At 66.9% G+C, this 20851-nt stretch carries 15 protein-coding genes; 10 read left to right on the top strand and 5 right to left on the bottom strand.

Going from position 1 to position 20851, the window contains the following annotated elements; all coding sequences use genetic code 11:
• Positions 1-9: 9 nt before the first annotated feature.
• Positions 10-1425: a MocR-like transcription factor YczR gene (gene yczR, locus IWX81_RS06935; protein ID WP_199280598.1), complete on the top strand. Its 1416-nt coding sequence runs from the start codon at positions 10-12 to the stop codon at positions 1423-1425.
• 159 nt (positions 1426-1584) lie between these two features.
• Positions 1585-4686 carry an efflux RND transporter permease subunit gene (locus tag IWX81_RS06930; RefSeq protein ID WP_199280597.1) on the top strand — a complete coding sequence of 1034 codons (3102 nt, stop codon included), beginning with the start codon at positions 1585-1587 and terminating at the stop codon, positions 4684-4686.
• 180 nt (positions 4687-4866) lie between these two features.
• On the opposite strand, the gene IWX81_RS06925 is transcribed toward IWX81_RS06930, so the two are convergent.
• Positions 4867-5313, bottom strand: coding sequence for a GNAT family N-acetyltransferase (locus IWX81_RS06925; RefSeq protein ID WP_199280596.1), 447 nt, complete (start codon positions 5311-5313; stop codon positions 4867-4869).
• 421 nt (positions 5314-5734) lie between these two features.
• Between IWX81_RS06925 and IWX81_RS06920 the strand changes: the two genes are divergently transcribed.
• The 4 genes from IWX81_RS06920 (at position 5735) to epsC (ending at position 10359) form a co-directional block, all read left to right on the top strand.
• Positions 5735-7987: a DEAD/DEAH box helicase gene (locus IWX81_RS06920; RefSeq protein ID WP_199280595.1), complete on the top strand. Its 2253-nt coding sequence runs from the start codon at positions 5735-5737 to the stop codon at positions 7985-7987.
• Positions 7988-8229: 242 nt separating this feature from the next.
• Entirely contained in the window at positions 8230-8646 is a 417-nt protein-coding gene (locus IWX81_RS06915; protein ID WP_199280594.1) for a GNAT family acetyltransferase, read from the top strand.
• Positions 8647-8860: 214 nt separating this feature from the next.
• Entirely contained in the window at positions 8861-9793 is a 933-nt protein-coding gene (gene cysK / locus IWX81_RS06910) for a cysteine synthase A (protein ID WP_199280593.1), read from the top strand.
• Positions 9790-10359 (top strand): serine O-acetyltransferase EpsC, encoded by a 570-nt coding sequence (gene epsC / locus IWX81_RS06905; RefSeq protein WP_199280592.1) that lies wholly within the window; start codon positions 9790-9792, stop codon positions 10357-10359. Before cysK ends, epsC begins: the two co-directional genes overlap by 4 nt.
• A gap of 4 nt (positions 10360-10363) precedes the next feature.
• On the opposite strand, the gene IWX81_RS06900 is transcribed toward epsC, so the two are convergent.
• Complete coding sequence (locus IWX81_RS06900; protein WP_199280591.1) at positions 10364-11227, bottom strand: EamA family transporter; 864 nt, start codon at positions 11225-11227, stop codon at positions 10364-10366.
• 167 nt (positions 11228-11394) lie between these two features.
• Between IWX81_RS06900 and IWX81_RS06895 the strand changes: the two genes are divergently transcribed.
• The 4 genes from IWX81_RS06895 (at position 11395) to IWX81_RS06880 (ending at position 18504) form a co-directional block, all read left to right on the top strand.
• Entirely contained in the window at positions 11395-15675 is a 4281-nt protein-coding gene (locus IWX81_RS06895) for an ExeM/NucH family extracellular endonuclease (RefSeq protein WP_334593430.1), read from the top strand.
• A 245-nt stretch (positions 15676-15920) separates the two neighbouring features.
• Positions 15921-17735 (top strand): DNA helicase RecQ, encoded by a 1815-nt coding sequence (gene recQ, locus IWX81_RS06890; protein WP_334593428.1) that lies wholly within the window; start codon positions 15921-15923, stop codon positions 17733-17735.
• The gene (locus IWX81_RS06885; protein ID WP_199280589.1) at positions 17732-18241 is read left to right on the top strand and encodes a GNAT family N-acetyltransferase; all 510 of its coding nucleotides are present in this window, start codon (positions 17732-17734) and stop codon (positions 18239-18241) included. The genes recQ and IWX81_RS06885 overlap by 4 nt, the downstream gene beginning before the upstream one ends.
• A 44-nt stretch (positions 18242-18285) precedes the next feature.
• Complete coding sequence (locus tag IWX81_RS06880) at positions 18286-18504, top strand: three-helix bundle dimerization domain-containing protein (protein WP_199280588.1); 219 nt, start codon at positions 18286-18288, stop codon at positions 18502-18504.
• 97 nt (positions 18505-18601) lie between these two features.
• Here IWX81_RS06880 and IWX81_RS06875 read toward each other — a convergent pair whose 3' ends face one another.
• The 3 genes from IWX81_RS06875 to IWX81_RS06865 all read right to left on the bottom strand — a co-directional run bounded on the left by IWX81_RS06875 (position 18602) and on the right by IWX81_RS06865 (position 20816).
• Positions 18602-18991 carry a thioredoxin family protein gene (locus IWX81_RS06875; RefSeq protein ID WP_199280587.1) on the bottom strand — a complete coding sequence of 130 codons (390 nt, stop codon included), beginning with the start codon at positions 18989-18991 and terminating at the stop codon, positions 18602-18604.
• Between the two features lie 227 nt (positions 18992-19218).
• Positions 19219-20517 carry a hypothetical protein gene (locus IWX81_RS06870; protein WP_199280586.1) on the bottom strand — a complete coding sequence of 433 codons (1299 nt, stop codon included), beginning with the start codon at positions 20515-20517 and terminating at the stop codon, positions 19219-19221.
• A complete protein-coding gene (locus IWX81_RS06865; RefSeq protein WP_199280585.1) occupies positions 20514-20816 on the bottom strand; it encodes a PadR family transcriptional regulator in 303 nt (100 codons plus the stop codon). Before IWX81_RS06865 ends, IWX81_RS06870 begins: the two co-directional genes overlap by 4 nt.
• Positions 20817-20851 lie beyond the last annotated feature (35 nt).

Here is a 20851-nt window from a genome sequence, read left to right as displayed (position 1 = left end):
AGTGGCGTCATGAATCTCGTGTCTTCTCGCGTATTGGCCTCGTTGCTGACCGGCTGGCGCGACGGCGGAGTGGCCTACACCTCGCTCGCTGGCCGCATCCGGTTGCTCGCTCTCGATGGCAGGATCGCGGCGGGCACGCGCCTGCCGGCCGAACGCGAACTCGCCGCCCAGCTCGCCGTCAGTCGTACTACTGTCACCGCGGCGTACGCCGAGCTCCGCGATGCCGGCTACCTGCTGAGCACGCGAGGATCGGGCAGCGTGGTGCAGCTTCCGTTCAAGGTGCCGGTGCAGAGCGAGTTCCAGCCGGGGTTCCTCGACTTCAGTAAAGCGACGCTGCCGGCGATCCCCGGCATCGTCGCGGCGGCGCAGCAGGCGGTCGAGCAACTGCCCACGTACCTCGGCGACTCCGGCTTCGACCCAGTGGGAATGCCGGCGCTGAGGGAAGCGCTCGCCGAGCGCTACGCCGCGAGGGGACTGCCAACGGAACCCGACCAGATCATGGTGACCATCGGCGCCCAGCATGCGATCGCTCTCATCGCACGCACCGTCATGGCACGGGGTGACCGAGCACTGATCGAGAATCCGACCTATCCGCATGCGATCGACAACCTCAAATCTGCAGGGGCGAGGCTCGTCCCCGTGAGCGTCACCTCGGACGGAGGCTGGGATGAGCTCGCGCTCGAACAGGCGATCCAGCGCACCAGCCCGTCGCTCGGCTACCTCATGCCCGACAACCACAACCCCACCGGCGTCACCATGTCGGTCGACCTGAAGCAAAAAGTGCTGTCGCTCGCCGCACGGCACGGCACCACGGTCATCGCCGACGAGACCATGGGCGAACTCGGGCTGGGCAGCGACGGGCCGGTGTTGCCGTTCGCCGCGCACGGCAACGCCATCCTTGTCGGCTCGGTCGGCAAGACCGTGTGGGGTGGCGTGAGGGTGGGCTGGATCCGGGCCGATCGCACGATCATCCAGCGACTCATCCGTGCGCGCTCAGCGGGTGACCTCGGCACCCCTCTGCTCGAACAGCTGATCGTGCTCAACCTCCTGCGCGACTTCGACGCCATCCTCGATTCCCGCAGGGCCTACCTGAGAGAGGGTCGCGCGAGGCTCGAGCGGCTGCTCCACGAACGACTTCCGGAGTGGACGGTCCCGCACGCCGGGGGCGGCCTCACGACCTGGGTCAACCTCGGCCATGCCGTGAGCTCCCAACTCGCCCTCGCCGCGCGCAATGAGGGGCTGGTCATCGCGGCCGGCCCGCGATTCGGCGTCGACGGCGCCTTCGAGCGATTCATGCGCATCCCGTTTTCATACTCCGCCGACGAGACCGAGCGGGGTGTGGATGCCCTCGCGCGAGCCTGGGCGACCGTAAGCCGACATCCCCTCGCCCAGCCCGCGCCCGACTTCGCGTCGAGTGTCGTGTGAGGCTCGCCCTCCCGGCCCGTCGCGTCCCCGGTGCGGCCGGCGGAATAATCCGCACGGAGTACGTGGTTCACAGCATCCACAGGGATAATTCTTGGCAGGCACACTGGCGTGCTGACTATGGCAGACCAGTAAGTCCCCCTCGCAGCAGAGAGTAATCACGTGCACCTTTTCTCCGTCTTCAGCCTGCGCAATCGCGCCCTCATCGCGCTCGTCACGATCGTTATCGGCGTATTCGGTGGCATTTCGCTGACGTCGCTGAAGCAAGAGCTGATCCCGAGCCTCTCGCTGCCGCAGATCTTCATCATCACGACCTACCCCGGCGCCTCGCCCGCCGTCGTCGACAAGGATGTCTCGACACCGATCGAAGCGGCTATCCAGGGGGTCGAGGGGCTCGAGTCGAGCTCGTCCACCTCGAGCGCAAACGTCTCGAGCGTCACGGCCGGCTTCACCTACGGCACCAACATCGCCACAGCCGAACAGAAGGTCCAGCTCGCGATCAACCGACTCGCGTCGCTTCCGGATGCCGCAACCACCCAGGTGCTGACGTTCAACTTCTCCGACCTGCCGGTCATCCAGATCGCGGTATCCAGTGACATGAGTGCCGAGGAGCTCTCGACGCAACTCGAGAGTTCGACCATCGTCGACCTCAAGAAGGTCGCGGATGTCAGCGACGTCAGCCTGCTCGGCACCACGGCGCAGCGACTCGTCATCACCCCCGACCAGGACGCGCTTCTCCAGCGCGGCATCACCAACCAGGCCATCACCGATGCCCTCGATGCCAACGGTGTGCTGCTGCCCGCCGGTCAGATCACCGAGGACGGCACGACCCTGACGGTGCAGGCGGGGGCCCGCATCTCGACGCTCGACGAGGTTGCCGCCCTCCCGCTGCTCGGCGGCAACACCGGCGCGGTCATCCCGCTCTCCGACGTCGCGAACGTCACCCTGGCGGCCGACCCGGTGACAGGCATCTCGCGCGTCAACGGCGAGCCTGCGCTGACGATTGCCATCACCAAGACCCCCGCCGGCAATACGGTCGCCGTCTCCCAGGATGTGCGTGATCTCATCCCCGAGCTCGAACAGGCTCTCGGCCAGAACACGACGTTCACCATCGCCTTCGACCAGGCGCCGTTCATCGAGGAGTCCATCAACTCGCTCGCCACCGAGGGGCTGCTCGGCCTCGCATTCGCCGTGATCGTGATCCTGCTGTTCCTGCTGTCAGTGCGATCGACGCTCGTCACGGCCATCTCGATCCCGGCCTCGGTGCTCATCACCTTCATCGGCATGCAGGCGGCGGGCTACACACTCAACATCATCACCCTCGGTGCGCTCACGATCGCCATCGGTCGCGTCGTCGACGACTCCATCGTCGTCATCGAGAACATCAAGAGACACATCGGGTTGGGTGAGGAGAAGCTGCCGGCCATCCTGACCGCGGTGAAGGAGGTCGCGGGAGCGGTCACCGCATCGACGGCCACCACGGTCGCGGTGTTCCTTCCGATCGCGCTCGTCGGTGACATCACCGGCGAGTTGTTCCGCCCGTTCGCGCTGACCGTCACCATTGCGCTCGCGGCCTCGCTCTTCGTCTCGCTGACGATCGTCCCCGTGCTCGCATACTGGTTCCTGGGAAACAAGCAGCCGCGCAAGCACGCTGGCGCTGTGCCGGTGGATGGCCGGCCCGCCGATGAGCTCGAGGCTCCGACCCGCCTGCAGAAGCGCTACCTCCCCGTGCTCGAGTTCACGCTGAAGCGCCCGATCGCGGTGATCCTCGCGGCCGTCCTGCTGCTCGGGGGAACCGTGGCGCTGCTGCCGTTCATGAAGACCAACTTCATCGGCGACAGCGGCCAGAACACTCTCACCGTGAACCAGACCCTCCCGCCGGGCACGAGCCTCGACGCGCGCGACACCGCGGCCAAGAAGGTCGAGGACGTGCTGCTCGGCATCGACGGTATCGACACGGTCCAGCTGTCGATCGGCTCCAGCGGCAACTCGCTTCGTGCAGCGTTCTCCGGGACGGGAAGCTCCACCTTCTCGCTCACCACCGACCCCGACGTAGACCAGACCCAGCTTCAGGCCGACGTGCGTGCCGCCGTCGCAGACATCACGGACAGTGGGGACATCTCGCTTGCAGCGGCCGGCAGCGGTTTCGCGTCATCCGACATCGAAGTGAACATCACCGCGACGTCAGAGCAGGAGCTTCGGGATGCCGCCGACTCCGTACTTGCGGCGGTGCAGGATCTCGACGTCGTCGCCGAGGCGACAAGCAACCTGTCGAACAACCAGCCGTTCATCGCAATCTCCGTCGACCGGGCCAGGGCCGCGGCTGCCGGGCTCAGTGAGATCCAGGTCGGTGGAATCATCACGGCAGCGATGAACCCCTCGGCCGTCGGTTCTGTCGTGATCGACGAGACGACCTTGTCGATCTACATTCTCAACGAGAGCGCTCCGACGACGATCCAGCAGTTGCGCGACTTCACGATCCCGACAGCCACGGGTCTCGTGCCGCTGTCTGATCTCGCAACGGTCGACCAGCAGAACGGACCGGCCTCGATCACGGCGATCAAGGGTGTCCGTAGTGCCACGGTCAGCGTGACTCCGAACGGCGACGACGTGGGAACGGCATCCTCGGTCGTGGCTGCGGCCCTGAAGGATGCCACCCTGCCGACAGGGGCCGACGCCGAACTCGGTGGGGTCACCTCCCAGCAGGGCGACGCGTTCAGCCAGCTCGGACTCGCGCTGCTGGTCGCGATCCTCATCGTCTACGTGGTGATGGTGGCCACGTTCAAGAGCCTGCGCCAGCCGCTGCTGCTGCTCGTGTCTGTGCCGTTCGCCGCGACCGGTGCCATTGCGCTGCAGGTCATCTCGGGCATCCCGCTCGGTGTCGCATCGCTCATCGGCGTGCTCATGCTGATCGGAATCGTCGTGACGAACGCCATCGTGCTGGTCGACCTGATCAACCAGTATCGCGAGCGCGGCATGAAGGTCAGGGAGGCGATCCTGCAGGGTGCATCCAGGCGACTGCGTCCGATCCTGATGACCGCGACGGCCACCATCTTCGCGCTGCTTCCCCTGGGGATCGGGCTCACCGGCAGCGGCGGGTTCATCTCGCAGCCGCTCGCGATCATCGTGATCGGCGGGCTCGTGTCATCCACGCTCCTCACGCTCGTGGTGCTGCCGGTGCTGTACTACCTCGTCGAGGGCGCTAAGGAGCGGCGCGACGACAAGCGCGCGGCGCGAGCAGCTGCCGAGCCCGCTGTCGCATAGCCGCGCCTCGCTACGCGCCCCCGCCCCCTTACTGGACCCCCCCGCGCCCCCATTCCGCGCCCCCGCCCCCTTACTGGCACCCCCCCGCGCCCCCAACTCGCGCCGAGTGTTCCGTTTCTGTCGCTGGATTCCAGGTTCCGGCAGCAGAAGCGGAACCCTCGCGCCTATCGCGGCGAGCAGCTACAGGGTCAGCTCCATGCAGACGCTCGACGCCGAGTCGACGTAGTCACCGAAGCGCGGGATGTGACGGTAGCCGCGCTTCTCGTACAGCGCGACCGCAGCGGTGGACCGGTCACCGGTTTCGAGCCGGATGGCCGCTGCCGCGGCATCCCGCGCCTGGTTCTCGATCGCGTCGAGAAGCCGACCGGCCACCCCCGAACCCCTTGCGTGGTCGTGGACGAACAGCCGCTTCAGCTCGGGAAACTCGCCGGTCGTCACGAGGGACGCCATGCCAAGCGCGGAACCGTCGCGGCGGGCTACCCACACCGTGACTCCGGACCTGTCCAGTTCTGAGACGTCGAGCAGGAAGCACTCCTCCGCCGGATAGACGTTGAGCGCGAATTCCTCCCCGGCGCGCAGCATCGCTTCGACGTCGGGTTGCCTGGCCGGCTCGATCTCGATCTGCATTCCGCAAGTCTGGCGCACGGGGCTCTGCCGATACAGCGGATTTCGGGCGTCCGACGTCGTTCTCCTGCCACACATCACCTACTCGCGCTCACTGGTCCGGGGAGCGGAGCAATTGTGCCGGCTCTGGCCGAACGGCCGTCGATGGAGTAGCGTAGGTAAGTCGGCTCAAGACAGCGCGAATCTTCGCGCATGGGTTTGTAGTCTTGCGGGCCGGTTTGCCAGCTAATGCGTCAGAGATGCAGGAGCTGGTGACAATCACACGAATGTATGTGACGGCCCCGGTCAAAGATCGCCCGGGTTCAGTATTGCGTGGCTGCGTCTATCCAGCTCAGTCGGCGCCCTACCTTCATGCGCTCTGTGTTTGCTCACGCGTGATGTTCACGCGTGTTAATTCACAACAACAGAGAACCCAGGAAGAACCATGCCTAATTACTCGAACTCCTCAAGCTCCAAGCCGCCCGCTGGCGGCAAGAAGCCCTACAAGTCCACTCCCTCCTCCAGCGCCCGCGGTGGCGCAACCGGTGCTCCCAAGAAGCGCTGGACCGGGGATGACCGTGCCGCCCGCACCGGCGACCGCTCGACCGGCGCTGCCCGCCCTGCGCGCGACGACCGTCGCCCCGACTGGAGCCCGCGCGACTCCAAGCCGTCCTACCAGGATCGACAGGCGCAGGATCGCGGCGCCCGCCCGTCCTACGGCGACCGCAAGCCCGCCCGCCCGTCGTACGGCGACCGTCCGGCCGTAGAGCGTCCGTCGAACGGTGACCGTCCCGGCCGCACCGAGCGCCCCGCGTACAACTCGGACCGTCCGGCCCGCCCGTCGTACGGCGACCGCAACGACCGTCCCGCGCGTTCGAACGACCGCCCGAGCTACAACTCGGACCGTCCGGCTCGCTCGAACGACCGCACGGCGTACAACGACCGCGCTCCGCGTACAGATCGTCCGGCGTACAACTCCGACCGTCCCGCTCGCACCGAGCGCCCCTCGTATAACTCGGACCGCCCGGCCCGTTCCGACGACCGCCCGAGCTACAACTCAGACCGTCCGGCCCGCTCGAACGACCGCCCGAGCTACAACGACCGCGCTCCGCGTACAGATCGTCCGGCGTACAACTCCGACCGTCCCGCTCGCACCGAGCGCCCCTCGTATAACTCGGACCGCCCGGCGCGTTCCAACGACCGCCCGAGCTACAACTCGGATCGTCCGGCTCGCTCGAACGACCGCCCGAGCTACAACGACCGCGCTCCGCGTACGGACCGTCCGGCGTACAACAGCGACCGTCCCGCTCGCAGCAACGATCGCCCCGCCTACAGCGACCGCACCGAGCGTCCCTCGTACTCCAGCGCTCGCACCGAGCGCCCGAGCTATGACCGCGCTCCGAAGCGCGACTTCGACGACCGCGCCCCCAAGCGCGAGAGCGACTACTACACGGCCCGCACCACGACCGGCCCGGTCGAGGATGTCGTGCTCGAGCGCCTCGAGGCAGCCGTCATCACGGCAACCGACGTCGAGGGCGTGAGCTTCGCAGACCTCGGCCTCGGCAGCAACATCGTCCGCCAGCTCGCGAGCATGGGTGCAGAGGCTCCCTTCGCGATCCAGGCAGCAACGATTCCGGATGTGCTTTCGGGCCGCGATGTCCTCGGTCGCGGCAAGACCGGCTCCGGTAAGACGATCGCCTTCGGCGCGCCCCTCGTGGAGCGCCTCATGGAGAACAACGGTGGCAAGGACCGCCAGATGGGCCGCAAACCTCGCGCGCTCATCCTGGCTCCGACCCGTGAACTCGCCATGCAGATCGACCGCACCGTGCAGCCGATCGCTCGCTCGGTGGGCCTGTTCACCACGACGATCGTCGGTGGCGTTCCCCAGTTCAAGCAGGTCTCGGCGCTGCAGCGCGGTGTCGACATCGTCATCGCCACGCCCGGCCGCGTCGAGGACCTCATCGAGCAGGGTCGCCTCGACCTCAGCAATGTCATCGTGACGGTGCTGGACGAAGCCGACCACATGTGCGACCTCGGATTCCTCGAGCCCGTGCAGCGCATCCTGCAGGAGACAAGCAAGGGCGGCCAGAAGCTGCTGTTCTCGGCAACCCTGGACAAGGGTGTTGCCACCCTCGTCAAGCAGTTCCTCGTCGACCCGGCCGTGCATGAGGTCGCCGGTGAAGACCAGGCGTCATCCACGATCGATCACCGTGTGCTCCTCATCGAGCAGCGTGACAAGCGTGAGATCATCCAGGAGCTCGCCCGCGGCGAGGGCAAGACCCTCATCTTCACGCGCACGCGTGCGTTCGCCGAAGAGATGAGCGACTACCTCGAGGATGCCGGCATCCCGGCTACCAGCCTCCACGGTGACCTCAACCAGTCGCGCCGCACGCGCAACCTGCAGCTGCTCACGAGCGGCCGGGTCAACGTGCTCGTCGCGACCGACGTTGCCGCCCGTGGCATCCACGTGGATGACATCTCGCTCGTCATCCAGGCCGATGCACCCGAAGAATACAAGACCTACCTGCACCGCTCGGGCCGCACGGGCCGTGCGGGCAAGGTCGGAACCGTCGTCACGCTGATCAACCGCAACCGCCGTCGCAAGATGGACGAGCTGCTCGGTCGCGCCGAGATCGACGCCAGGTCGGACTTCGCGGCCCCCGGTGACGCGATGCTCGCGGAGCTCGCAGCGCTGTAGTTCCCGCACACACGTACTCACACCCGCTCGACTGCACAGCATGCAGTAGCACGATGGCACTCACCCTTCGGGGTGGGTGCCTTCGTCGTTGGGGCGACCTCGTTGTAACGACCTCGTGTTCATAACTCCTGCAGATCCGTCGCTCGATGTCGCGGGAACCCCGGCTTTTGGGGGATCCGCCGTCGATCCGGGCTCCATCTGCAGGAGTTATGAACACGGGGTGGTCCTGCCAGACTCGATGGATGCTGATCCGACCGTTCCTCGAGGCCGACACCGAACCCGTGGTTGCCCTCTGGGAGGCCTGCGGCCTGCTTCGCGCGTGGAACGATCCGCGGAAGGACATCGCCCGCAAGCTCGACGTGCAGCGCGAACTCTTCCTTGTGGCGGAGATCGACGGGCTGATCGTGGCAGCTGCGATGAGTGGGTACGACGGGCATCGGGGCTGGGTGAACTACTTCGCGGTCGATCCTGCGGAGCGCGGAAAAGGCCTCGGCCGCAAGCTGATGGCCGAGATCGAGTCGAAACTCCGGGCGCTGGGATGCCCCAAGCTCAGTCTCCAGGTACGCACCGGCAACGATGACGCGATCGCGTTCTATCGCGCTCTCGGTTACGAAGTCGATGCCGCCGTCAGTCTGGGCAAGCGACTGATCACCGACTGAGCCCTGAGTCGCGCCGCTGCGAGCGCAGTGCCGCGCATCCATAGTGCAATGAGCGTCGTTATCGGGGAGCCGTTCCGACAGGAACTGCACTCTCGATCTCGGGAGCGCCGCCGCGCGGGAATAGAGCGGCCCGCGAGTGTGCTGTAACTTTCAGACGCATCTCGGCAGCATTGCCTAATCTGGTGCTCACCGGTTTTCCAAGAAAGGCGCTCTCATGGCCCGCATCCACAACGACATCACCGAGGTCTTCGGTAACACGCCTCTCGTGCGCCTGAACAAGGTGACCGAGGGGCTCGGCGCGACAGTGCTGGCCAAGCTGGAGTTCTACAACCCCTCGTCGAGCGTCAAAGACCGGCTCGGTGTCGCGATCGTGGATGCCGCCGAGAAGTCGGGCGAGCTGAAGCCCGGCGGCACCCTGGTCGAGGGCACCAGCGGCAACACCGGCATCGCGCTCGCGATGGTGGGTGCAGCCCGCGGCTACAAGGTGATCCTGACGATGCCGGAGAGCATGAGCCAGGAGCGCAAGACCCTGCTGAAGGCCTACGGCGCCGAGCTCGTGCTCACGCCCGCCGGTGAAGGCATGAAGGGCGCCGTCTCGAGGGCGGCCGAGATCGTCGCGAACACACCCGGCGCCGTGCTGACCAGGCAATTCGAGAACGCCGCGAATCCGGCCATCCACTTCGCCACCACCGGCCCCGAGATCTGGAATGACACAGACGGCGCCGTCGACATCTTCGTCTCGGGCATCGGCACCGGCGGCACCCTCTCGGGAACCGGCAACTACCTCAAGCAGCAGAAGCCCGGCGTCGTCGTCGTGGGTGTCGAGCCCGAAGAGTCACCGATCCTGAATGGCGGAGCCCCCGGCCCCCACAAGATCGCGGGAATCGGCGCGAATTTCATCCCCGACATCCTCGATCGCGAGGTGTATGACGAGGTCATCGATGTCAACATCGCCCAGTCGGTCTCGATGGCGCGACGCCTCGCGAGAGAAGAGGGCATTCTCGCCGGAATCTCGTCCGGTGCCACGGTCGAGGCAGCGCTCCAGCTCGCGGCCCGCCCCGAGAACGCCGGCAAGACCATCGTCGTGATCGTCGCGAGCTATGGCGAGCGCTACCTCTCGACCGTCCTGTACGAAGACCTCCAGTGACGGCGCCGTTCTCCCGGATCCGGGAGGACATCGCCAACGCTCGACGCCGTGACCCCGCTGCACGATCGAACATCGAGATCTGGCTGACCTACTCCGGGCTTCATGCCGTGTGGGGCTACAGGTTCGCACACCGGTTGTGGATGCGCGGACTGAAGACCGCGGGTCGGGCCGTATCGCAGTTCACGAGGTTCCTCACGGGCGTCGAGATCCATCCCGGTGCCATCATCGGCCGACGGTTCTTCATCGACCACGGGATGGGGATCGTGATCGGCGAGACGACGATCATCGGCGACGACGTGCTGATGTACCACGGCGTGACGCTCGGTGGCACGAGCGCGAAACACGAGAAGCGGCATCCGACCCTGGGTGATGACATCGTGATCGGCGCCGGCGCCACGGTGCTCGGCAATGTGACGATCGGTTCGCACTCGATGATCGGTGCGAACGCGGTCGTGGTGACGGATGCGCCCGAGGGTTCGCTTTTGGTGGGTTCCCCCGCGGTGCCGAGGCCTCGGGCCCCCGCCGCGACCGACTCGTACTCGGATTCGACGATCTACTACATCTGAACCATCAGCCGAGCGCGAGCATCGCGCCTGCTGCGATGGCCAGCACGAGCCCCGCGTACTGCACAGGGGCGATGCGTTCGCGCAGCACCACGGCCGCGAGGATGATCGTGCCAGCCGGGTAGAGAGCCGTGAGCACGGCCATGACGGACAGGTCGCCGATCCGCACCCCGATGAGCAGGCCGACGTTGGCGATCGCGTCGATCACTCCGCACGCGATGGCGAGCCGCAGGCCGTTTCTCCACTTCCCGTGTGCCGCCCCCGAGTTTCGACGCCGCGCCGCGACGACCATGATCCCGACGATGGTGAACATGATGACGGAGTTGACGGCCCGGTTGAATACGAGGGGGATGAGCCCCGAGTCATCCGGCGCAGCATCGATGATGACGAGGAAGGTCCCGATGCCCGCTCCCGATCCCACCGCCATCAGTACGGCCCTGATCGTCGGCCGGACGGCACCTTTCTCGGGCACGAAGCCGACCATCACGATCGCGACGATGGCGAGACCGATGGCGACGTACCCGATCGTGCCGAGGCGTTCGCCGCCGATCAGTCCGATGGCGAGCGGGACGACAGCCGAGACCACGGCGGTCAGCGGTGACAGGATGCTCATCGGGCCGACCGCGAGGCAGGCATAGAGAAGCCCGATCGCGATCGCTCCTGCGACTCCGGATGCTGCGCCCAGCAGCACGGCGTCAGCCGACCAGGTTCCCCCGGAGAGCAGCAGCCCGACGAGCAGCACGACGAGGCCGGCGAGTGCCGCGATCGCTGTGACGAGCACGGCGCTCATGCGACGTGCGGCGAGCCCGCCGAGGAAGTCGGCAGAGCCGAACACGAGGGCGCTGCAGAACCCGATGACGACAGTGAGCATGACGACCAATCGTGACGGGAGCTCTGAAGGGCATCGGGTTGCCGCCCGATGAAGGTCAGGTTACCAATCGGCGGTCACTGTCGACTTTTGAGGGCCGCCCCCCTATGGTGAAAAATAGTCCCCCGAAGAGGGGTAGAACGCTGTGCGAAAAAGGAGACTGCCAGGTCATGCGATCTTTCACACCCCAGCCGGAAGAGCAGCAGCCTTCCCGCCCCCACCGCAGAATGGTGGCAGTCGCGACGGCGACCGCTCTGGCCCTCGCGTTCACGAGCCTCACGGCCGTGCCCGCGAATGCGGCCGACGTGACGGCGACGATCGCCGATGTGCAGGGCACCACAGACATCTCGCCGCTCGCCGGCAGTGTCGTCACCGTGCAGGGCGTAGTCACGGGTGACTACCGCAACAGCACGGCGAGTGGATACCGCGGTTTCTACCTCCAGGACCCGACCGGTGACGCCGCCGACAGCCGCTCTGACGGCATCTTCGTCTTCTCGGCCACCGCGAACCCCGCTGTCTCGATCGGTGATCTCATCACCGTCACGGGAGCCGCGAGCGAGTTCAACGGCCAGACCCAGATTTCGGCAACGACCGATGCCGCGTACGAGCTCGTCACCGCGGGGGTTGGCGTTCCCGCCCCCACCGTCCTTCCCAATGCTGCGACTGGCACGGCTCGCGAAGCATTCGAGGGGATGCTCGTCACTCCCGAGACCGCGTACCTCTCGTCCAGCCACCAGCTGTTCAACTTCGGCAGCCTCTGGCTGAACGTCGGTGAGCTCGCGGTCAAGGCGACCGAGACCACGGATGCCGGTGACGCCGCGAACGCGATCGCTGTGGCCAACCGCGCGAACCGCCTCCTCGTGGACGACGGCTACAGCATCCAGGTTTCCAACGGCGCGCACCCCGGAACCCAGCCGTACTTCGACGCCGCGACGGTGGTACGCAACGGTGACAAGTTCGTCTCGCCCGCCGCCGGCATGATCCTCGGCTGGGGCTTCTCCGACTGGCGCCTGCAGCCGCAGCGTCCGCTGAGCAGCACCTCGCCCGCGGAATACGCCGCACTCGAACCGACCTTCGAGACCCTGAACCCGCGCACCGATGCTCCGGCCGAGGTCGGCGGCGACTTCTCGGTCGGCGCATTCAACGTGTTCAACTACTTCACCACGTTCGGCGGGGATGCCCGTGGAGCCGACACCGCTGAGGACTTCGCCATCCAGCAGTCCAAGATCGTCTCGGCGATCAACGCGCTCGACGCCGATGTTGTCGCGCTCATGGAGATCGAGAACTCGGTCAAGCTCGGCGAGCCCGCCGACGAGGCCCTCGGCAACCTGGTGGCGGCGCTCAACGCCGCAGCGGGCTCCGAGGTCTGGGCCTTCGTGCCCACCCCCGCCTCGTTGCTGGATGCGGCCACGACCGACTTCATCACCAACGCGATCATCTACAAGACCGCGACAGCGACACCGGTGGGTGTCGCCACGGCTGACACCGACGAGACAGTGTGGAACATCGCGCGCGAGCCGATCGCCCAGACGTTCGAGGTCGACGGCAAGGTGATCACCGTCGTCGCAAACCACTTCAAGTCGAAGAGCCCGCCCTCGGGTGGCGGCACCGAGCCGAGCGACCTGCAGGGGTTCTTCAACACCGAGCGCGTGGCGCAGGCCAACCGTCTCAAGCTCTTCGTCGACGGCATCATCGCCGACGCGGCCAAGGGCCCGAACGTCATGCTGCTCGGTGACTTCAACGCCTACGCCGAGGAAGACCCGTCGCAGGTTCTGACCGCGGCCGGCTTCGTCGATCTCGTCCCCGCCAACACCGACGAGTACACGTACACCTTCGACGGCGAGCTCGGTTCGCTCGACCACGCGTACGCTTCACCCGCGCTCGCGGAATCCGTCACGGGAGTCGACGTCTGGAACATCAACTCGCCAGAGTGGTCAGACCGCGGCTTCGAGTTCGACGCCGCCGAGGCTGGCACGCCGTTCCGCTCGAGCGACCACGACCCGGTGAAGATCGGGTTGAGCTCTGCTCTTGCCCCGGTCAACATCGACCTGCTGAGCATCAACGACTTCCACGGGCGCCTCGAGGCGTCGGGAGCCGTCGCCGGTGCCGCAGTGCTCGCCGGAACCGTGAACAAGTACCGCGCGGCGAACCCCAACACCGCCTTCGTCGGCGCGGGTGACCTGATCGGTGCCTCGACGTTCACCTCGTTCATCCAGAACGACCAGCCGACGATCGACGCGTTCAATGCGATGGGGCTGGATGCCAGTGCACTGGGCAACCACGAGTTCGATCAGGGTCGCGATGACCTCGACAACCGCATCCTGCCGGCCGCCAGCTGGGACTACCTCTCGGCCAACCTCTTCGATAAGGCGACCGGTGAGCCCGCGTACGACGAGTACTCGCTCGAGACCTTCGGCGATGTCACCATCGGATTCGTCGGTGCGACCACAGATGAGCTGTCCAGCCTGGTCAGCCCGGCCGGAATCGCCAGCCTGGAGATCAAGCCTGTCGTGCCGGAGGTCAACCGTGTTGCGGATGCACTGAGCGACGGTGATCCTTCGAACGGTGAGGCCGACGTGATCGTGCTGCTCGTGCACGAGGGCGCCGCTACCACCGCCATCGCCAGCGCCATCGACGACTCGGCTTTCGGCCGCATCGTCACGGGTACGAATGCCAACGTGGATGCGATCATCTCCGGTCACACCCACCTCGCGTACAACCACCTCATCCCGATCGCAGGCACCGATAAGCTGCGCCCGGTCATCTCCTCGGGCCAGTACGGCGAGAAGTTCGCGCACTCGGCAATTTCGGTCGACCCGAAGACGGGTGAGCTGCTGTCGTTCACCACCGAGGTGCTGAACCTCGCTGGAGCAGCCGCACCCGACCCCGAGGTCGCTGCCATCGTCGCTGACGCCGTGGCTGTGGCCAAGGTGCTCGGCGCCGTGAAGGTCGGCGACATCACCGCCTCGTTCACTCGCGCAAAGCAGACAGCCGGCGCGGAGAACCGCGGCGGTGAGTCGACGCTCGGCAACTTCGTCGCCGACGTCCAGCTCGAAGCCACGAAGGATGCCGGAGCCGACATCGCGTTCATGAACCCCGGAGGCCTTCGCGCCGACCTGACGTTCGCGTCTACCGGTGCAGCCGATCCCGATGGCAACGTCACGTTCGCCGAGGCGGCGGCCGTCCAGCCCTTCGCCAACACCCTCGTCACGACCGAGTTGACGGGAGCACAGTTGAAGGCGGTGCTCGAGCAGCAGTGGCAGCCCGCCGCTGCCGCCCGTCCGTTCCTCAAGCTCGGCGTATCCGAGGGTTTCGAGTACACCTACGTGGTGAACCCGATCGTGGCCGGTACGCCGGTGACGGGAACCGTCACGGGAATGAGCCTGGACGGAGTCGCCATCGCCCCCACCGATGTCTTCACCGTCACGGTGAACTCGTTCCTGGCATCGGGTGGCGACAACTTCGGAGTATTCGCGACCGGAGCCAACCCGGCCGACTCGGGCAAGATCGACCTGCAGAGCATGGTCGACTACTTCGAGGCCAACCCGGTGGCGAGCCCCGACTCGGCACAGCGCGCGGTGGGCGTCAGCCTTTCCGCTCCCGACGCCGACGGCTACTCGTCTGGCGACCAGGTCACGCTGTCGCTGTCGTCACTGCTGTTCAGCACCTCGGCTCCACTGGCCGGAACCGCTGTGGTGAGTGCCGGCGACGTCGAACTCGGGCGCGCCGCCATCGACCCCGCGATCGTCGACACCACGGATGAGGGTGGCCGGGCATCCGTCGCCATCACCATCCCGGCGGGAACGGCAGCGGGAACGCTCGTGCTGACGGTGAGTGTGCCGGAGGCCGGGACGTCGGTCGACGTGCCGATCGCGGTCACAGCGATCGCAACCGTGATCGAGAACGTGACGGCGCCGATCATCAGCGGGCAGCCGCGGATCGGCCGTACCCTCACCGCGACCGCAGGAACGTGGAGCGTCGAGAACCCGACCTTCGCCTACCAGTGGAACCGCAACGGCACGGCGATCACGGGAGCCACCGCCGCGAGCTACACGCTCGTCGCTGCTGACGCCGGCGCGAAGATCACCGTCACCGTGACCGCGAGCAAGGAGGGCAGCCTCGACGGCTCAGCCGTCTCGGCCGAGGTCACGGTCCAGAAGGGCAGCTCCACCACCTCGGGCTCGACCAACCGCACCGTCGTCTTCGGCAGCCAGCCTGTGACGTACACGGTGACGGTCCGCGGCGAGGGCGGGGTTGTTCCGACCGGCCAGGTCGCGATCTACGACGGCACGCGCAAGATCACCACGGTGACCCTGACGGCGGCCGACAACGGGCGCGTCACGGTTCCGGTGAGCCTCAGCCGCGGCATCCACCTGCTGACGGCTCGCTACCTCGGTAGCGACGCCCTGCAGGGCTCGATCGGATTCCCCGACTTGGTGATCAGGTTCTAGTCGGTCACCAGTAGCACCGCCTCGGGCGGGTCGGCTCACGCCGGCCCGCCCTTCGCGTTGCAGGGGTACCGACGCGTTCATAACTCCTGCACTGCGCCCGGCGGCCACCGGTCGACGCCCGTGTTTGCGGTGTTCGCCGCTCTCGCATCGTCCGGATTGCAGGAGTTACGAACATCGGTGCCGGCGCATCCACGGATATCGGGCAGGCGGCGGCGGTCGTCAGCGGTCGCTCGTACACTCGACTAGTGACTGCTGCGCCTGCCCTTCCCGCCCTCGGCGTTCTCGAGAAGACTTTCGGGTACGACAGCTTCCGCGGGCAGCAGGCCGAGGTCATCCAGACGGTGATCGACGGCGGCGACGCCCTCGTGCTGATGCCCACCGGCGGCGGCAAGTCGCTCTGCTACCAGATCCCCGCTCTCGTGCGCGAGGGCACGGGCATCGTCATCTCTCCGCTCATCGCCCTCATGCAGGACCAGGTGGATGCCCTCTCCGCCGTCGGGGCGCGCGCCGAGTTCCTCAACTCGACCCAGTCCTCGGACGAGAGACTGAGGGTCGAAACAGCGTTCCTTGCCGGCGAGCTCGACCTGCTCTATCTCGCCCCGGAGCGGTTGAGGGTCTCGTCCACCACCGATCTGCTCGACCGGGGAAAGATCGCCCTCTTCGCGATCGACGAGGCCCACTGCGTATCGCAATGGGGGCACGACTTCAGGCCCGACTACCTGCAACTGTCGGTGCTGCATGAACGGTGGCCGAGCATCCCGCGCATCGCTCTCACCGCGACCGCGACCGAAACCACGAGGCGGGAGATCGCCCACCGCCTCGACCTCGACGATGCCCGGCAGTTCGTCTCGAGCTTCGACAGGCCGAACATCCAGTACCGCATCGAGAGCAAGCAACAGCCGCTGCAACAGCTGCTGTCACTACTGTCGAGCGAACACGCGGGCGACGCCGGCATCGTGTACTGCCTGTCGCGAGCGTCGGTCGAGAAGACCGCAGACTTCCTCGTGCAGAACGGCATCACCGCGCTGCCGTATCACGCCGGCCTCGACGCGAGGGTGCGGGCATCCAACCAGAGCCGCTTCCTGCGCGAGGAGGGCATGGTGATGGTCGCCACCATCGCTTTCGGCATGGGGATCGACAAGCCGGACGTGCGATTCGTCGCCCACCTCGACCTGCCCAAGAGCGTCGAAGGCTACTACCAGGAGACGGGTCGCGCCGGTCGTGACGGGCTTCCCGCGACGGCCTGGCTGGCGTACGGGTTACAGGATGTGGTGCAGCAGCGCCGCATGATCGACCAGTCCGAGGGCGAACTGGCCCACCGGCGGAACCTCACGGCCCACCTCGACGCGATGCTCGCGCTGTGCGAGACGATCCAGTGTCGCCGGGTGCAGCTGCTCGGCTACTTCGGCCAGGACTCGACAGCCTGCGGCAATTGCGACACCTGCCTCTCGCCGCCGGAGACGTGGGACGGCACCGTCCCTGCGCAGAAGCTGCTGTCGACGATCGTGCGGTTGAAGCGCGAGCGCAACCAGAGCTTCGGCGCCGGTCACCTCATCGACATCCTGCTGGGCAAACAGACTCCACGCGTCGCGCAGCATGGCCACGATGCCCTCGCGACGTGGGGGATCGGTCAGGATGTCGGCGAGCAGGAGTGGCGCGGCGTCGTGCGGCAATTGCTCGCCCAGGGCCTGCTCGCCGTCGAGGGGGAGTACGGCATCCTGGTGCTCACCGAGGCGTCGGCGACCGTGCTCGGTGGTTCGCGCACCGTGCTGCTGCGCAGGGAAGCACCGAAGCGGTCGAAGGCCGCCAAGCGTGCCGTCGCCGCGCAGCTTCCCGAGGGGGCGATCGGCCTGTTCGAGCTGTTGCGCGCGTGGCGTTCGGCCGAGGCGCAGGCCCAGGGTGTGCCCGCCTACATCGTGTTCGGGGATGCGACGCTCCGCGGTATTTCTGTGACGAAGCCGTCGACCCTAGCCGAGCTCGGCACCATCAGTGGTGTCGGCGAGAAGAAGCTCGAACAGTATGGGGAGGCGCTGCTCGAGGTGGTGGCATCCGGAACATGATCAAGACCCCACGGCTCCTGCTGAGGGAGTGGCGCGAGGGCGATCGGGAGCCCTGGGCGGCCATGAACGCCGATCCACTGGTGCGCGAATACTTTCCCGGAGTGCTTACGCGGGCCGAGTCCGATGAGTCGTTCGATCGGTTCAGTGCCGGGCTCGACTCGCGGGGCTGGGGCCTGTGGGCTGTCGAGCACGACGGGGTCTTCCTCGGATTCACGGGGCTCTCTGTGCCCTCGTTCCGCGAGGGCACAGAGATCGGCTGGCGACTCGCGGCGCACGCCTGGGGTCAGGGCTTCGCCACGGAGGCGGCTCGGGCCGTGATCGATTACGGATTCTCCGAACTCGACCTGGCCGAGATCATCTCCTTCACCGCGGTCGGCAACATGCGCTCGCGAGCGGTCATGGAGCGGCTCGGCATGACGCGGGATCCCGCGGATGACTTCGATCACCCGCTTCTCGAGCCCGGGCATCCACTCCAGCGTCACGTGCTGTATCGACTGGCTCGGTGAGCCGGAGCGTTGACGCGCCGTGCGGGGAGGCGCACACTTGCCCCATGCCCCCACTCAGCTCGACAGCCTCAGTCGATCGGCTTGTCGACCGCCTCGCCCTGAAGTTTCCGGCGAGCCAGCGTGCGCACATCGCGTCGACGGTCGCTGAGGAGTATGCCGCTCTTTCCGACAGCCGGATCCGCACGTACATCCCGAATCTCGTGGAGCACGGAGCGCGAACACGCCTGCAGCACGAACTTCACCCGCTCTCGCCGGCCGCCTAGCGAGGGCGCGGTCGACCGCAGCCGAGATTCTCGAGCGCCGAGGAAATTGCTTTAGCGCTCGCGAAAGAGCGCGGCGATCGAGGATGTGCCGCGCCGGCTACTCTGCGACAGTCTCCTGCTGGGCTGCTTCCTGCTGAGCCGCGACCTGCTTGTGCACCTCGTCCATGTCGAGAGCACGGACCGCGGTGATCACCTGCTCGAGCGCGGGGGCCGGCAGTGCCCCGGGCTGCGAGAACACGAGCACCCCGTCGCGGAACGCCATGAGGGTCGGGATCGACGTGATGCCGGCTGCACCAGCGAGCTCGCGCTCGGCCTCGGTGTCCACCTTGCCGAACGTGATGTCGGGGTTCGCTTCGCTTGCTGCGTCGTAGATGGGTGCGAACTGGCGGCAGGGGCCGCACCATTCGGCCCAGAAGTCGACCATGGTGATGCCGGTTTTCGCGACGGTCTCGCCGAACGCTTCGGAAGTGAGTGTGACTGTAGTCATGATTCCAGCCTACGTGGCCGCGTCAGCCCCGCCCTGCTGTTCGCTCACTGCGATCCCGGGACCCGCGATCCGGGATCCGCGATCCGCGATCCGCGACCCGGGACCCGCAATTCCGGGATCCGCGATTCCGCGAACTGCGGCATATGGTGCATCCGCTCGAATGTCGCGACGATCTGCCGCAGTTCGGCGCCTCGCCGCCGCTCACTGCTGCCGCCGGCCTCCGCGCCTCAGGTGCGCTGCGCTTCGAGGGCCGGGAGCGACCGCGGCGCGATACTCAGCACGAGCGATGCGACGAGGGAAAGCTGGCCCAGCATGGCGCACCAGGCGCGGATGTCAGATCCCCCGCCGCGGAATGGCGGGAGCGTGTCGGAGATGCTCATGCCGATCCCGAAGCCCGCGAAGAACTGGAAGAACACGGCACCCGCTACGAGCAGTAGCCCGGCGCTCGTCAGCGATCGAGTGGATGGGCGGGCCGCCCTGCCCAGCACCGAGATCCCGCCCGCCAGGTAGACGAGCGTGGCGACGGTCCAGAACACGATCCAGATGATCACGAAGGCCATCCCTGCGGCGAGTTCTGCAGGCGGCAGCGCTGCCCAGATCTCGCCGAGGGCGTAGTCGGGGGCCATCGCCTGCGGCGACCACACGAGCAGGTCCAGGGCGCCCAGAGCCACTGTCGCCAGGGCGAGCGTTGCGGTCCCGATCACGGCATACCACGCCGCACGCGGTGCGGCTTCGTGGGCGGTGCGTCGGGTGCGCAGGACGAAGATGGCGCCTCCCACGAGAGCTGCGACAGGGATCACGAATACGGCAAGCCAGATCGTCAAGGAACTCAGAAGCAGGGTAAGGGATGCGAGCAGCACCCCGGCAACAACGAGCGAGAGGATCAGCGCCGGTGGCAGGCGTCGTGACGTGGTGGGAATGGCGGCGGCTGCGGGACTGCCCGGTCCAGCACTGCCAGCCCAGGCCGCGGCGGCGATACACGTGCCGATCATGGCGAGCACCAGTCCCACCGGCAGCACCACCACCCCAAGCATGTTCGCCGGCGGGATTACCAGCCCTGACGCGAAGACGAGGATGGATGCCGTCAGCGTCACCGCACCGATTTTCGCGAGGGGCGACGACAGCAGCGCGGCTCGCCACAGCGCGATGAGTCCGGCAATGGTTCCGACCACGGTGAGGGCGATCCAGAGCGCGGTCGCTCCCTGGAGAGCTCCACTGCTCTCGATCGACAAGCTCCCTGTGATGTAGCCTCCGAACGCGAACACCATCGCCGAGAGCAGAAGGGCGGTGGCCCAGCGGGCGTGGCGACGCGCGGCAACCGACAGCGGCATCCCGAGTATGTCCGGAGTGTCGCGACTCATGGTGGCGCTGAACAGCACGGCGGCTGCCGCGATACCGGATGCCGCAACCCCGGCCGCGCGTGATCCGGCGATGTCGCCCAGCCACTCCTCGCGGTAGCGCTCGCGAACACCGGCGGGCAGAGTGCGGGCCGCGATCCGCACCACAGTGCGCGCTGCGCGACTCATGCCGTTACTCCCGCTGCGCTGCCGGGCGCCGGTCGAGCACGCACCGCTCGCCGGGCGGCACTCGCCCCATCTCCGGTCAGTTCGTACAGGCGTCGGCGGGGGCCAGGTCGGTTTTGGTCGTCGTCCCATTCCGACGTGACCCAACCACTGCGTTCGAGCCGCTCAAGGATCGGGTAGACACTCCCGGCCGGCCTGCCGGACTCCCTGATGATCAGGAGCCCCCAGGTCGGCTCCGCCGCCGAGATCAGCGACTGGAGCACGTCGACAGTGGCCGGGGTGATGCGGGAGAGGGGCTGCATCCTGCAACTCTACCTATATAGAGATAGAGCGCAAC

The organism is Salinibacterium sp. CAN_S4 (assembly GCF_015752305.1).
Lineage (GTDB): Bacteria > Actinomycetota > Actinomycetes > Actinomycetales > Microbacteriaceae > Rhodoglobus.
The sequence above is the reverse complement of the archived record's forward strand: the minus strand, read 5'-3'. Positions and strand labels throughout refer to the sequence as shown.

Excerpts from the sequence above, each read along its gene's own strand:
- IWX81_RS06865 (WP_199280585.1), bottom strand. The coding sequence starts at position 20,816 with ATGCAGCCCCTCTCCCGCATCACCCCGGCCACTGTCGACGTGCTCCAG.
- IWX81_RS06875 (WP_199280587.1), bottom strand. The coding sequence starts at position 18,991 with ATGACTACAGTCACACTCACTTCCGAAGCGTTCGGCGAGACCGTCGCG.
- IWX81_RS06885 (WP_199280589.1), top strand. The coding sequence starts at position 17,732 with ATGATCAAGACCCCACGGCTCCTGCTGAGGGAGTGGCGCGAGGGCGAT.
- IWX81_RS06925 (WP_199280596.1), bottom strand. The coding sequence starts at position 5,313 with ATGCAGATCGAGATCGAGCCGGCCAGGCAACCCGACGTCGAAGCGATG.
- IWX81_RS06895 (WP_334593430.1), top strand. The coding sequence starts at position 11,395 with ATGCGATCTTTCACACCCCAGCCGGAAGAGCAGCAGCCTTCCCGCCCC.
- cysK (WP_199280593.1), top strand. The coding sequence starts at position 8,861 with ATGGCCCGCATCCACAACGACATCACCGAGGTCTTCGGTAACACGCCT.
- IWX81_RS06915 (WP_199280594.1), top strand. The coding sequence starts at position 8,230 with ATGCTGATCCGACCGTTCCTCGAGGCCGACACCGAACCCGTGGTTGCC.
- yczR (WP_199280598.1), top strand. The coding sequence starts at position 10 with ATGAATCTCGTGTCTTCTCGCGTATTGGCCTCGTTGCTGACCGGCTGG.
- IWX81_RS06870 (WP_199280586.1), bottom strand. The coding sequence starts at position 20,517 with ATGAGTCGCGCAGCGCGCACTGTGGTGCGGATCGCGGCCCGCACTCTG.
- IWX81_RS06900 (WP_199280591.1), bottom strand. The coding sequence starts at position 11,227 with ATGCTCACTGTCGTCATCGGGTTCTGCAGCGCCCTCGTGTTCGGCTCT.
- IWX81_RS06920 (WP_199280595.1), top strand. The coding sequence starts at position 5,735 with ATGCCTAATTACTCGAACTCCTCAAGCTCCAAGCCGCCCGCTGGCGGC.
- IWX81_RS06880 (WP_199280588.1), top strand. The coding sequence starts at position 18,286 with ATGCCCCCACTCAGCTCGACAGCCTCAGTCGATCGGCTTGTCGACCGC.